Genomic DNA, 12,991 nt, shown 5'->3' with positions numbered 1-12,991 from the left:
ACCGGTTCACAAGGAGGCGGGCGACAACCGGCGCAGCCTCCGCCGGCAGTCCTGCCCGAACCTGACCCAGAAACGGATACGCCCTCGTTCCCCCGTCAGGCCGGCCCGGGACGCGGTCGCGTCCCGGGCCGGTGTCAGTGCTGCGGGGGCACGGTCAGATCAGGCCCTGCGCCAGCATCGCGTCCGCGACCAGCTCGAAGCCGGCGATGTTCGCGCCGACCACGTAGTTGCCGGGGCTGCCGTAGCGCTCCGCCGTGGTGTAGCAGGAGTCGTGGATGTGGCGCATGATCTCCGCCAGCCGCTCCTCGGTGTGGGCGAACGTCCAGGAGTCGCGCGAGGCGTTCTGCTGCATTTCCAGAGCGCTGGTGGCCACGCCGCCCGCGTTGGCCGCCTTGCCGGGCGCGAAGGCCACGCCGGCGTCCTGGAACACGCGGACGGCCTCGGGGGTGGTGGGCATGTTGGCGCCCTCGGCGACCGCCTTCACACCGTTGCGTACGAGGGTCAGCGCGTCGGCCTCGTGGAGTTCGTTCTGCGTGGCGCAGGGCAGCGCCACGTCGACGGGGACGTTCCAGACGCCGGTGCCCTCGACGTACGTCACGTGCCCGCCGCGCCGCTCGGCGTACTCGGAGATGCGGCCGCGGCCGCGCTCCTTGATCTCCTTGAGGAGGTCCAGGTCGATGCCCTTGTCGTCGACGACGTAGCCGCCGGAGTCGGACGCGGTGACGACGGTCGCGCCGAGCTGCTGGGCCTTCTCGATCGCGTAGATCGCGACGTTGCCCGAGCCGGAGACGGCGATGCGCCGGCCGTCGAGGCTGTCGCCCTGGCTGCGGAGCATTTCGGCGGTGAACAGGACGCAGCCGTAACCGGTCGCCTCCGTACGCACCAGGGCGCCGCCCCAGCCGAGACCCTTTCCGGTGAGGACGCCGGACTCGAAACGATTGGTGATCCGCTTGTACTGGCCGAAGAGGTAGCCGATCTCGCGGCCGCCCACGCCGATGTCACCGGCGGGAACGTCGGTGTACTCGCCGAGGTGGCGGTGGAGCTCGGTCATGAACGACTGGCAGAACCGCATGATCTCGGCGTCCGAGCGGCCCTTCGGGTCGAAGTCGGAGCCGCCCTTGCCGCCGCCGATGGGCATGCCGGTGAGGGCGTTCTTGAAGATCTGCTCGAAGCCGAGGAACTTCACGATGCCGAGGTTGACCGAGGGGTGGAAGCGCAGCCCGCCCTTGTAGGGGCCCAGCGAGCTGGAGAACTCGACCCGGAACCCGCGGTTGACGTGGATGTCGCCGGAGTCGTCCGACCACGGCACCCGGAAGATGAGCTGACGCTCCGGCTCGCATATGCGCTCGATGATCCGGGCGTCCACGAACTCCGGTCGCTGGGTCAGCACCGGGCCGAGCGTCTCCAGGACCTCCCGTACGGCCTGGTGGAACTCCTTCTCGCCCTGGTTGCGGCGGAGGATCTCCGCGTACAGCGGCTCGATGACACGGTCGGCGGCGTGCGGCGTTGCGGAGTCAGGGGTGACCGGCATCTGATCAAGACCTTCCATGGGTCGGCTCATGCGCGAAGGCGCCCCCGTCCCGAGGGGCGCCAGGTCCCCCCTCGCCGTTGAGGGCGTCGCCCGACATCGCGCATACCGTGCTCACGAAAGCGACGTACAGGACCGTTGTGGCGTATCGAGTGTCCCAGCGGGACGACGCGATGCTCCACGGGCATCCACATGGTGATCCCTGCGAACCCCGCCCGGGAAGGGCGCAACCGCCCGGTTCCGGGCCGGTTCCGGGGAGGATTGGCCCGGTTGCGGCCGGGTCGCACGTCATTCGAAGTGGTGAACCTCACAGGGGCGCGGGAGCGGGTGTGAGGTCCCGGGCGGGCCGCCCCCGGTTCGCGGGCGGGCCGTCCCGGGCGCCCTCAGCTCTCGCGGCGGCTCCTCAGCATCCACAGGCCCGCCGCCGACGCGAGCAGGACCACGCCCGACACCACGCTGAGGGCGATGTGCAGTCCCTCCTGATCCACCAGGAGGTTCAGCGAGAGGTTCGCGACGAGTGCGACGAGGAGCACGGTCCGGAGCAGCGGTTTCACGGGTTCCTCCAGGGTGCGGGGCGGGGCGCCGGGGCCTTGTCCGGCTGTGCCCTTCATCCTTCCGGCGGACGGACTCCCGCGCGAGGGGCCGGCCTCCCGGACCCGTGGTGGAGCCGGCTCCACCACGGCGCGGCCGGCCGAGGTCCCCGGAGGTGCGCGTCCGGGCCCGCGGTGACGGGCAATCAGACATGATTCCGTCATGACAACCTCACGGGGGAACCACAGGGCCCGCGCCCCTCATACTCCTTACGCGTCAACGCCGTTGGCCCCGGGCGCCCGGCTCGGCCACGGGCAGCCACGACCGTCGTACGTCCCCGGCCGGACCGGGCGTCCCGCGCCGGGCGCACCGCCCCGGGCCGGCGAGATGCGCCGCTATCTCGCCGTGGGACTCGACTGCTATCTCTGCCTGGTCACCGGCGGCTTACTCGTCCGGTCCTACGCGGGCCCGGCGACCGTTCCCCAGGTCGTCGGGCTGCTGATCGGGCCGGTACTCGCCTTCTCGTTCCTCAATCAGGTGGTGCTCACCGCGGTCGTCGGAGCGGGCGCGGGGAAGCTGATCATGGGGATACGGGTGGTGAGCCTGCCGGACGCGGGGCGCCCCGGCCCCGGGCGGCTGGTGCGGCGCTGGCTGTACGGACTGTGCTGGCTGCCGCTGCAGCCCTGGTACGGGCTCCGTGCCCGTCCGGGGGCCGGCGAGGCGGGCGGTCCCGGCCCCCGGACGGCCTGCGAGGAGGGCGTCGCGTCCACTGACCCGGTCGGCCTGCGCCAGGTCCGCCGCAGCGACCTGGCGGCGCACCGCAGGGTCGTTGCCGGGCGGGCCGTCTGAGCCGGCGGGCCGATGGTGCGGGCCCGCCGGCTCACGGCGGCACAGGTGCGGCGCCGGGTCAGGCCGCGGCGTTCTCCGTGATGGTGACCTTGCCCTTGCGGATGGTGGCCAGCCGCGGTGCGCGACGGGCGATCGCGCTGTCGTGGGTGACCATGATGAACGTGAGCCCGTGCTCCTTCCACATGGTCTCCAGCACCTCCATGATCTCGTCGCGCATGGACTCGTCGAGGTTGCCGGTGGGCTCGTCGGCGAGGAGCACCTTGGGCTGCTTGACCAGGGCTCTGGCGATGGCGACGCGCTGCTGCTGGCCGCCGGACATCTCGCTGGGGAGGTGGCCGAGCCGTTCGCCCAGTCCGACCGAGTCGAGTGCCTCGGCGGCTCGTCTGCGCCGCTCGGACGCCTTGACGCCGAGCGGGACGAGGGCGGTCTCGACGTTCTCCTGGGCGGTGAGCGTCGGGATCAGGTTGAAGCTCTGGAAGACGAAGCCGATGTTCTCGGCGCGCACCTTGGTGAGCTTGGCCTCGCTGAGCTTCGCGAGGTCCACCCCGTCGAGTTCGACGCTGCCGTCGGTGGGGCGGTCCAGGCCGCCGAGCATCTGGAGCAGCGTGGACTTGCCGCCGCCGGTGGGGCCCTGGATGACCAGGCGGCCGCCGTCCTCGATGGTCAGGTCGACGCCGGCGAGCGCGTGGACGGTGGACTTGCCGCGCGTGTAGCGCTTGGTGACGCCTTGAAGCGTGTACATGGGTCAGCTCCTGCTGGACGATGATCGCGGATCCCGGGCGACCGCCTCGGGGATCGCGGACCGCTGGGGACGGGGTGCGGGAGGCCCGCGCCGGGCCTCCCGCGGCGGGCTACTCGACGCGGCGCAGTGCGTCCGCGGGGCGCAGCCGGGAGGCGCGCCAGCCGCCGAAGGCGCCCGCGATCAGTCCGCCCGCCACGGCCAGGCCGACGGCGACGAGGATGACCGAGAGGGAGACGGGCGCGGTCAGCGCGATGTCGAGTGCCTTGGACGCGGTCTGCCGGCCGGGGCCGCCCATCCCGCCGCCGCGCATCCCGCCGCCGCCACCGCCGGAGGAGCCGAGCTGGGCGGTGAGGGTGGGGCTGATCGCGGTCACGATGTAGGCACCGGCGAGGCCGATCGCGATGCCGAGGACGCCGCCCATCAGTCCGTTGACGAGTGCTTCGCCGACGACCTGGCGGGTGACCCGGCCGCTCTTCCAGCCGAGCGCCTTGAGGGTGCCGAACTCCCGTACGCGGCGGCTGACCGCGGAGGAGGTGAGGAGGCCCGCCACCAGGAAGGCGGCGATGAGCACGGCGATGGAGAGCCACTTGCCGACGCTGGAAGCCAGGTCGGACGCGGTGGACAGGGAGCCGGACACGGTGTCCGCGAGGTCGGCGGAGGTGGTGACCGTGGTGCCCGTGATGTTCTTCTGGATGGTGGACTTGACGCTGTCGATCTGCTGCGAGTCCGCGGCCTTGACGTAGACCGTGGTGACCTTGTTCTTCGCGTCGGCGAGGGTCTGCGCCTGCTGGAGCGGGATGTAGAGGTTGGCGGCCGCGTCACCGCTGTCGGCCGTCGAGACGCCGACGATCGTGAACTTGGTGCCGTGGATCGTCACCGTCTTGCCGGCCGAGAGCTTCTTCTCCTTGGCGTAGGCGGCGTCGACGACGGCCACCTTCGCGTTGGTCTCGGTCGTCTTGAACGTACGTCCTGCGGTGATCTTCGACGAGGTGAGCGGGCCGAGGTCCTGCTTGGTGACGTCGGTTCCGTACACCGTGTAGGAGTTGACGTCGAAGGAGGCGCCGCCGCCCTGGACCTCGCCCTGCGGCTGGCCGCTGCCGCCGCCGGGTCCGCCTCGGGTGCCGCCGGTGGTGCCGCCCTGCTGCTTGAACTCACCGCGCTTGAACTGGCCGTCGACCTTCATGACGGTCATGCTCAGTCCGCCGACGGCGTCGGCGACGCCGCTCTGCTTGTCCACCTTGTCCACGGTGGTGGAGGCGAGCGTCTGGAAGCCCTGGACCATGACCCGGTCCGTGCTCTGGGTCGAGTCGTCGTCGCTGCCCTTGGCGTCGAACTCGAACCTGGGGCGCTCCGAGTTGGTGCCCGGAGCTGCGGCGGCCTTGGTGACGGTCATGTCCGTGCCGAGGCCGTACAGCGATTCCAGGACCTTGTCCTGGGCCTTGCTCATGCCCGAGGAGACCGAGCTGACGATGATGACCAGCGCAATACCGAGGGCGAGCCCCGAGGCGACGACGAGCGCCGCCTTTCTGCGGCGGCGCAGCTCGCGCCGGAGGTAGGTGAAGAACATGGGGCGAGGCTAGGGACCGCTTGTGATGGTGGGTTAAGGCCAGGATGAGAGCAGGATGAGAACGCCCGTACGCCGAAGGCGGCGGCACCGGATCCGTGCGGATCCGGTGCCGCCGCCTTCGGCGTACGGGGTGGGGAGAGCGGCCGGCTCAGGCCTGGGAGCCCGCCGTCCACTCGGCCCAGCTCAGGTTCCAGCCGTTGAGGCCGTTGTCGGGCTTGATGGTCGCGTCCGGGGAGTTCTTGACGATGACCACGTCGCCGATCATGGAGTTGTTGTAGAACCAGGCGGCGGGCTGGTTGGCGTCACCGGCACCCTTGGCGTCGGCGAGACCGACGCAGCCGTGGCTGGTGTTGGCGCTGCCGAAGATCGACTTGGCGCCCCAGTAGTTGCCGTGGATGAAGGTGCCCGACGTGGACAGCCGCATGGCGTGCGGCACGTCCTTGATGTCGTACTCACCCTTGCCGTCGTCGTCGGTGAAGCCGACCGTCGAGCCGTCCATCCGGGTCTCCTTGAACTTCTCGGAGATCACCATCTGGCCGTTGTACGTCGGGTTGTCCGACGAACCGGCCGAGATCGGGATGGTCTTGATCGTCTTGCCGTTCTGGGTGACGGTCATCGTGTGCGTCTTGGCGTCCACGGTCGACACCTGGTTGCGGCCGATCTTGAAGGTGACCGTCTTCTGCTGCACGCCGTAGACGCCGTCCGCGCCCTCGACGCCGTCCAGCGCCAGCTTGAGCGTGACGGTGGAGCCGCCCGTCCAGTAGTCCTCGGGGCGCAGGTCCAGGCGCTGGGAGTTGAACCAGTGTCCGGCGACCTGCTGGCCGCTGCTGGACGTGACGGTGATGCCGGCCTGGACGGCCTTCTGGTCGGTGATCGGCTTGTTGAAGTTGATCGAGACGGGCATGCCGACGCCGACGGTGGAGCCGTCCTCGGGGGTGAAGTTCCCGATGAAGCTGTTGGCGGGCGACACGGTGGTGAAGGAGGAGTTCTCGTGCGCCTCGCGGCCCTTCGAGTCCTGCGCCGTCGCATTGATCTTGTACGTGGTCGAGCGCTCCAGCTGGGCGTCCGGCTTCCAGCTCGTGCCGTCGGCGGACAGGGTGCCCTTGACGCTCTCGCCGGCCGCGGTGGTCATGGTGACGACCGTCAGCTTGCCCTTGGCCACGGTGACCTTCGCGGCGTTGTTGATGCTCGCGTTGGTGGCGCCGTTCTTCGGCGAGATCGCTATCTGCGCCTCGGAGGCCTCCTCGGCCGCCGCCTTGTCGACCTCGGCCGCCTGTGACTTCGAGCTGTCGGGGCTAGGGCCGCCCTTGTCGCTGCCGTCGTTGCAGGCCGAAAGCACCAGCACGCCGCCGAGCAGTGCGGACGCGGCCATGAGGCCCCTGCGCCGTTTGCTGTCCGTCATCACACGCTTCTCCATCGTTGCCGAAATCCCCAAAAACCCCGAGCGAGGCCGCTGACCGGCGCTACCCCGTCAATGTTCCAAGAACACCCTGAAAGGGTGGCCCGTTCCCTATCCGTCTCAGATGTGGGGAACACCACTCATCGACGCGGTGCTGACAGCCGTGGTTCCCGCTGTTCACCACCTGGGTGCCCGTCGGTGCACGACCCGGTTGTACAGCACGTCCGCGATCCGTACCCAGCGGCTGCCGACGCACACCGGCCCCGGTCCGCCGGAAGCGGGCCGGGGCCGGTGTTCCCACCCGCTAGACCCGCCGTTCCGTGCTGGCGTCCCTGTCGTTCTCCTCCCCATTGTGCGGGACGCCGGAAGCGCTCCCGTCGCCGTCGTCCGCGTCGTCATCTCCCTCACCGTCCTCGTCCTGGCCGTCATAGAGGTCCCATCCGTCCGGGTCCTCCGGGTCGTAGTCGATGGTCTCGCTGCTCCAGGAGGCCTGGGTCAGCTCGACCCCGGGCACCTCACTGACCAGGTCGAACGGGTCGATCAGCGAGGCGAGGGCCTCCGCACCGTCTTCCCGCACCGCGGTCTCGGCATGCGTGCGCTCCTCGGCGGACTCGCCACCGGGCTCCCCGTACTCGGCCGCGAGGCTTTCCAGCGCCGTCCCGCTCAGGGCGTCGGCGTCCGTGATCTCCACCACCATTTCGACACGAAGGCGAACGAATCGTGATGTCTCAGAAGTGCTCATGGGGTGGAGCGTAGGCCGACCGGCCGCCATGGCTTTCCCGCGACCCGCTGCGTTCATTAGCATCGGCGCAACAGGCCTGAGGGGACCCGGCATTCGGGGAGCCCTCTCCATCGCGGCTGCCCCGAGGGGGATCGATTCCGTGGCCATCACCCGCCGCCCGCTCCTGACCGCCACCGCTGCGGGAACACTGCTGTGTGCCCTGTGGTTCGTCCCGTCCGCCAATGCGGGCAACGCGCCCGCGGCGCCGGACACGGCAGGCCACAGCGCCACCACCGGCTCCGACCTGGGCTCCTCCGCACTCGCCGAGACCGGGACGGGGATCGACACGACGCCGTATCTCGTCGGCGGCATGGCGCTCCTGGGCGCCGGAGCCGGCTTCGTCACGTACGCGGGCCGTCGCGGAGGTCCGCAGCCCGCCCTGTGAGCGGTACGCGTGAGCGGCCACCGGGTCCGCCCGGTGGCCGCTCACGCGTGTGTACGGCCCCGATCAGGCCAGCGGCCCCGTGACGGGCTCGACCGCCGCGACGAGCCCGCCCGCCCTGACGAAGGCGTCCGCCGCGGCCAGGTCCGGCGACAGGAAGCGGTCCGGTCCCGGGCCCTCCACGCCCGCCGCCCGCAGCGCCTCGATGGCGGCGAGCGAGGCGGGGGCCGGGGTCAGGCCCTGTGCGGCGCGCAGTTCGACGGCGCGGGTGGCCGCGTACAGCTCGACGGCGACGATCCGGGCGAGGTTGTCGACGGCGGTACGGAGCTTGCGCGCGGCCGACCAGCCCATCGAGACGTGGTCCTCCTGCATCGCGGAGGACGGGATCGAGTCCGCGGAGGCCGGGACGGCGAGCCGCTTCATCTCGCTGACCAGGGCGGCCTGCGTGTACTGGGCGATCATCAGGCCCGAGTCGACACCGGCGTCGTCGGCGAGGAACGGCGGCAGCCCGTGCGAACGGTTCTTGTCCAGCAGCCGGTCGGTACGGCGCTCGGCGATCGAACCGAGGTCGGCGGCGACGATCGCGAGGAAGTCCAGGACGTACGCGACCGGCGCCCCGTGGAAGTTGCCGTTGGACTCGACCCGCCCGTCGGGAAGCACCACCGGGTTGTCGACGGAGGAGGCCAGTTCGCGGTCGGCGACGGTCGCGGCGTACGCGAGGGTGTCGCGGCCCGCGCCGTTGACCTGGGGCGCGCAGCGCACGGAGTAGGCGTCCTGAACGCGCGGCGCGTCGTCCTGGTGGTGACCGGTCAGACCCGAACCGGCCAGCACCCGCAGCATGTTGTCGGCGCTGGCGCCCTGGCCGGGGTGCGGGCGGATGGCGTGCAGCTCGGGGGCGAGGACCTTGTCCGTGCCGAGCAGGGCCTCCAGCGAGAGGGCGGCGGTGATGTCGGCCGAGGTGTAGAGGCTGCGGAGGTCGGCGAGGGCCATCACGAGCATGCCGAGCATGCCGTCGGTGCCGTTGAGGAGGGCGAGGCCCTCCTTCTCGCGCAGCTCGACCGGGGCGATGCCGTGGGCGGCGAGGAGCTCACCGGCCGGGCGCACCGTCCCGTCGGGGCCCTCCGCGTCGCCCTCCCCCATCAGGGTCAGGGCGCAGTGCGAAAGCGGTGCCAGATCGCCGGAGCAGCCGAGGGAACCGTACTCGTGAACGACGGGTGTGATCCCGGCGTTGAGTACGTCCGCCATGGTCTGCGCGACCTCGGGCCGCACGCCCGTGTGTCCGGAGGCGACCGTCTTCAGCCGGAGGAACATCAGCGCCCTGACGACCTCGCGCTCGACCCGCGGGCCCATGCCGGCGGCGTGCGAGCGGACGATGTTGCGCTGGAGCTGCGCGCGGAGCTCCGGGCTGATGTGGCGGCTGGCCAGGGCACCGAATCCGGTGGAGACGCCGTAGACCGGCTCGGGCTTGGCGGCGAGCGCGTCCACGATCTCGCGGGCGGCGGCCAGGGCGCTCACCGCGGCCGCGGAGAGCTCGACACGGGCGTTGCCGCGGGCCACGGCGATGACGTCCTCAGCGGTGGTACCGGACGTCCCCACCACGACTGTATGCATATCCATATTCAGAAGCGTACGGATTGAAACCCTTCATGTCACTAGTGGTCATCGGGTTGACCCCTTACCGGATCCGTCACCTCGGGGGCGGATCCGCGCAGCCGGCGGCGGTCGTGGGCGGATTTCGGCGGGGAGTCGGCCAGCCGGATGACCTCACCGTCCCGCCCCGCCACCACGGGCTTCCTGGAGCGTGCCGCCTTCGCCCGGTACTGGGCCGCGTCCGCGAGCCGGAAGAGCCGCCGCGCCGAGACGACCGGGCCGATCGGATCGCCGGTGGAGGCGAGCCCGCAGGCGACCCCGTTGCCGAACTCCAGCTCGGCGGCCCGCTCGCAGAGTTCCGTGGCCACCGCGATCACCTCGTCCGCCTCGGGGCCCAGGGCCAGCAGGCAGAACTCGTCACCGCCGAGCCGGGCGGCCAGCGCCCCGGGCAGCATGGCCCCGCACCGGGACAGCACGGAGCCGAAACGTTCCAGCAGGCGGTCACCGACGGCATGCCCCTGTGTGTCGTTGACCCGTTTGAGGCCGTTGAGATCACAGACGACCAGACTCACCACCGACCCGTCCTCCCGGTGCCGCTCCACCGCCTCGTCCAGCCGCATGTCGACGGCCCGCCGGTTGGCGAGGCCGGTCAGCGGATCGGTGAAGGCGAGCTTGCGCACCTCCTCCAGGCGCTCGGTCTGGGAGATCCCGGCGGCCACGACGGCGGCCAGCACGGTGGCGAAGTCCGCGTCCGGGCGGCCGAACACCGGCTCCCCCACCCGCCGGGCCACATAGAGCTCCCCCCAGGCCCGCCCGTGCAGCACGATCGGCGCGACCACGCAGCAGCCGCGCCCACGCCGGCGCAGCGCCGCGACCCGCTGATGGCAGTAGCCACGCCGGTAGCCGTGCGCACCCGACACGTCCGCACCCCCCGCTCCGGCACCCCCGGACTCCGGCTCCACCGGCCCGTCGGCGGTCTCCACCCAGGCGTCCGGCTCACCGCCCCCGGCCCACCGCTCGTGGAGGAACTCGGTGATCTCCGGGAACTGATGCACCGGGTACGTCTCCGCGTCGGGGAACTCCTCCTCCCCCTCGGCCCGCTCGCCCGCGTTGACCAGGACCCGCAACCGCCCGCGTCCGCGCTCCCAGACCGACAACGCGGCGAAACTGCCGCCCAACGCCTCGCACGCCCCCAGCGCGGCCGCTCGCCAGCACCCCCGCGGGGTGTGCGCCGCCGCCATCGCCTGCGCAAGCGAAACCACGGCCCGCAGCCGTGCATCGTCACCACCCATCGCACCAGCTTATGTAGATTTGTGACGATTTGATCAGTTGGCGAGCCTCTTCACACACGGTGCGTCGCGGTTCGGGCATCCAACGTCACAACCGGTCACTCTCCGGGCCAGTTCGCCTTCCGCTTCTCGTTGAACGCCGCCACGCCCTCCGCCCGGTCGCCGGAGAAGGCCACCGAGCGCCACGCGGAGTCCTCGACCTCCAGACCGGCGCGCAGATCGAGCCCGTGCCCGAGCCGCAGCGCCCGCTTGGCCGCCCTCAGCCCCACCGGGGAGTTCGCCGCGATCCGGCCGGCCAGCGCGAGCGCCTCGGCCCGGTCCTCGCCCTCCGCGACCAGCTCGTCGACCAGCCCCAGCTCCCGTGCCTCGGGCGCCGCCACCCGGCGGGCGGTGAAGATCAGCTCGGCGGCGCGCGCCGCCCCGACCCGGCGCGGCAGCAGCTGGGTGCCGCCGCCGCCCGGGATCACCCCGACGGACACCTCGGGCAGGCCCACCAGCGCGGTCGCGTCGGCGACGATCAGATCGCAGGACAGCGCCAGCTCGAACCCGCCGCCGAGGGCGAAGCCGTGCACCGCGGCGATCGTCGGCATCGGCAGTTCGAGCACTCCGGTGTAGGCGGCGCGCGCGGTGGGCCGCTGGCGTACCAGATCCGCGTCGGTGAACGAGTTGCGCTCCTTCAGGTCCGCGCCCACACAGAAGGCCCGCTCATGGCTGGAGGTGAGCACGGTGACCCGGACGTCCGGGTCGGCGGCGAGCGCGGCACAGGCGGCGCCGATCGAACGGGCCATGTCCGTGGACACGGCGTTCATGGCCTTGGGCCGGTCGAGCACCAGCTCGGCGACATGCTCCAGGCCCTCGTGGCCCCGGACGACGACGAACTCCCCGAACCGCTGCTCGGACGTGACGGTCATGACTGCACCCCTGTCGGTTAACGAGCGTTACCGGAGGGATCCTAGGGTCTTTCGTCCGGCCCGGACATGATCCGGACGGAGAGGGCCTGGAGGGCTCCCGGGGAGTGAGGTCAGGGAGCGGCCAGGGCGGCCCGGACGGGCGGCGCTGGGAGGGGTCAGGCCGGCCCGGCGGTCGCGACGGGCGGTCCCGGGGCGGCGGGAACGGGCCGGCCCGGCAGTCGGGGAGCGGTCGGTCAGGACGTACCGCGACGGGCCAGCAGCCACGGCTCGACGATGCCGAGACCGCGCACCGGGCGCTGCCACATCGGCTGCAGCCCGTAGCGGTACTTGGGTACGGGGGCCGGCTCCTCGCCGTCCGCGTTCTCCTTCGCCGCCGCAGCCTCCTCCGCGGCCTGGGCCTCGGAGACGGGGGCGTCGCCGGTACGGGTCAGCTCCTCGGCGAACGCCCCGTCCACGAGGACGGCGTCCTTCGGCGCTATCGAGGTCAGCCGGCTGGCGAGGTTCACCGTGGTGCCGAAGACGTCGCCCATCCGGGTGGTGACGGTGCCGAACGCGATGCCGACGCGCAGCGCGGGCATCGTCTCGTCCAGCGTCATCGCCTCCACGAGGCGCAACGCGATCTCGGACGCGGTGCCCGCGTCGTCGGCGGCGAAGAGGACCTCGTCGCCGAGGGTCTTGATCAGCCGGCCGCCGTGGGCCGCGACGAGGTCGGCGCAGGTGGTCTCGAAGGACTCGACGAGCTCGCCCAGCTCCTCCTCCTCCAGCCGTCGGGTCAGCCGGGTGAATCCGACGAGGTCGGCGAAACCGACGGCCAGGCGCCGGTCGACCATCTCGTCGTCGTCCGCGGCCTGCACGACCCGGCCGGTGGCGGCGGCGAGCTGGCGCCGCCACACGTACACCAGGAACTCCTCCAGCTCCGGCAGGAGCAGTTCGATCAGCGGGTACGTGACCTCGGTACGGGTCATGCCCGGCTCGGGCGGCTCGGTGAGGCCCTCCAGGAAGGAATCGATCTGCCATTCCGCCAGCCGGGCGGTGGTCTGCCCGGTCGAGCGCGCCACCTGGATCGCCATCGGCTCGCTGAGCAGCCCGGCCTCGACCAGACCCGACAGCCGCCGCAGCGCCAGGACGTCGGCCTCGGTCAGCGCCTTGGCCTGGCCGATGTCGGCGAAACCCATGGCCCGCCAGAACCGGGACGCCAGGTCCATCGAGACGCCCGCGGTCCGGGCCGCCTGGAACGGGGTGTAGCGCCGGTCGGCCCCCAGGATCAGCTGTTCCAGCCGGATCGCCAGAGGATCGTCGGTCGGTTCCGCCGTGTGGTCGACTTCGTGATGCGGTGTCGCGTGGACCGAGGAGTCCGACGGGGGCTCCGCGCCCGCGTCGGAGGTCGTGTCGTCGACGGTCACCAGCCGCCTCCTGCCCGTT

General features: G+C 71.5%; 12 protein-coding genes. 2 read left to right on the top strand and 10 right to left on the bottom strand.

What is annotated here, in order from left to right:
- Nucleotides 1-154: 154 nt before the first annotated feature.
- On the bottom strand, nucleotides 155-1,531 hold the full coding sequence (gene gdhA / locus ACGFZA_RS02460) for an NADP-specific glutamate dehydrogenase (protein WP_393677612.1): 1,377 nt from the start codon (nucleotides 1,529-1,531) through the stop codon (nucleotides 155-157).
- Between the two features lie 380 nt (nucleotides 1,532-1,911).
- Nucleotides 1,912-2,082, bottom strand: a complete 171-nt coding sequence (locus ACGFZA_RS02455; RefSeq protein ID WP_393676617.1) for a hypothetical protein — start codon at nucleotides 2,080-2,082, stop codon at nucleotides 1,912-1,914.
- A 199-nt stretch (nucleotides 2,083-2,281) separates the two neighbouring features.
- Between ACGFZA_RS02455 and ACGFZA_RS02450 the strand changes: the two genes are divergently transcribed.
- Complete coding sequence (locus ACGFZA_RS02450) at nucleotides 2,282-2,908, top strand: RDD family protein (protein WP_393676615.1); 627 nt, start codon at nucleotides 2,282-2,284, stop codon at nucleotides 2,906-2,908.
- A gap of 58 nt (nucleotides 2,909-2,966) precedes the next feature.
- Here the strand turns inward: ACGFZA_RS02450 and ACGFZA_RS02445 are convergent, their stop codons facing one another.
- From ACGFZA_RS02445 to ACGFZA_RS02430, 4 genes are all read right to left on the bottom strand, one after another.
- On the bottom strand, nucleotides 2,967-3,650 hold the full coding sequence (locus tag ACGFZA_RS02445) for an ABC transporter ATP-binding protein (RefSeq protein ID WP_385282052.1): 684 nt from the start codon (nucleotides 3,648-3,650) through the stop codon (nucleotides 2,967-2,969).
- Between the two features lie 109 nt (nucleotides 3,651-3,759).
- Nucleotides 3,760-5,217: an ABC transporter permease gene (locus ACGFZA_RS02440; protein WP_385282054.1), complete on the bottom strand. Its 1,458-nt coding sequence runs from the start codon at nucleotides 5,215-5,217 to the stop codon at nucleotides 3,760-3,762.
- Nucleotides 5,218-5,365: 148 nt separating this feature from the next.
- A complete protein-coding gene (locus ACGFZA_RS02435; RefSeq protein WP_385288226.1) occupies nucleotides 5,366-6,619 on the bottom strand; it encodes an Ig-like domain-containing protein in 1,254 nt (417 codons plus the stop codon).
- 301 nt (nucleotides 6,620-6,920) lie between these two features.
- The gene (locus ACGFZA_RS02430; protein ID WP_385288229.1) at nucleotides 6,921-7,358 is read right to left on the bottom strand and encodes a hypothetical protein; all 438 of its coding nucleotides are present in this window, start codon (nucleotides 7,356-7,358) and stop codon (nucleotides 6,921-6,923) included.
- A 139-nt stretch (nucleotides 7,359-7,497) separates the two neighbouring features.
- On the opposite strand from ACGFZA_RS02430, the gene ACGFZA_RS02425 reads away from it, so the two are divergent.
- Entirely contained in the window at nucleotides 7,498-7,782 is a 285-nt protein-coding gene (locus ACGFZA_RS02425; RefSeq protein WP_393676611.1) for an LPXTG cell wall anchor domain-containing protein, read from the top strand.
- Between the two features lie 63 nt (nucleotides 7,783-7,845).
- Here the strand turns inward: ACGFZA_RS02425 and hutH are convergent, their stop codons facing one another.
- From hutH to ACGFZA_RS02405, 4 genes are all read right to left on the bottom strand, one after another.
- The gene (gene hutH / locus ACGFZA_RS02420; RefSeq protein ID WP_393676609.1) at nucleotides 7,846-9,396 is read right to left on the bottom strand and encodes a histidine ammonia-lyase; all 1,551 of its coding nucleotides are present in this window, start codon (nucleotides 9,394-9,396) and stop codon (nucleotides 7,846-7,848) included.
- Nucleotides 9,397-9,431: 35 nt separating this feature from the next.
- Nucleotides 9,432-10,661: a diguanylate cyclase domain-containing protein gene (locus tag ACGFZA_RS02415; protein WP_393676607.1), complete on the bottom strand. Its 1,230-nt coding sequence runs from the start codon at nucleotides 10,659-10,661 to the stop codon at nucleotides 9,432-9,434.
- Between the two features lie 95 nt (nucleotides 10,662-10,756).
- On the bottom strand, nucleotides 10,757-11,569 hold the full coding sequence (locus ACGFZA_RS02410; protein ID WP_385288239.1) for an enoyl-CoA hydratase/isomerase family protein: 813 nt from the start codon (nucleotides 11,567-11,569) through the stop codon (nucleotides 10,757-10,759).
- 233 nt (nucleotides 11,570-11,802) lie between these two features.
- On the bottom strand, nucleotides 11,803-12,972 hold the full coding sequence (locus tag ACGFZA_RS02405; RefSeq protein ID WP_385288242.1) for an adenylate/guanylate cyclase domain-containing protein: 1,170 nt from the start codon (nucleotides 12,970-12,972) through the stop codon (nucleotides 11,803-11,805).
- Between the last annotated feature and the right edge of the window lie 19 nt (nucleotides 12,973-12,991).

It is taken from the genome of Streptomyces sp. NPDC048211 (genome assembly GCF_043202315.1).
Classification (GTDB): Bacteria; Actinomycetota; Actinomycetes; order Streptomycetales; family Streptomycetaceae; genus Streptomyces.
Note: the sequence above shows the minus strand (reverse complement) of the source record. Positions and strands in the feature narration are given on the sequence as shown.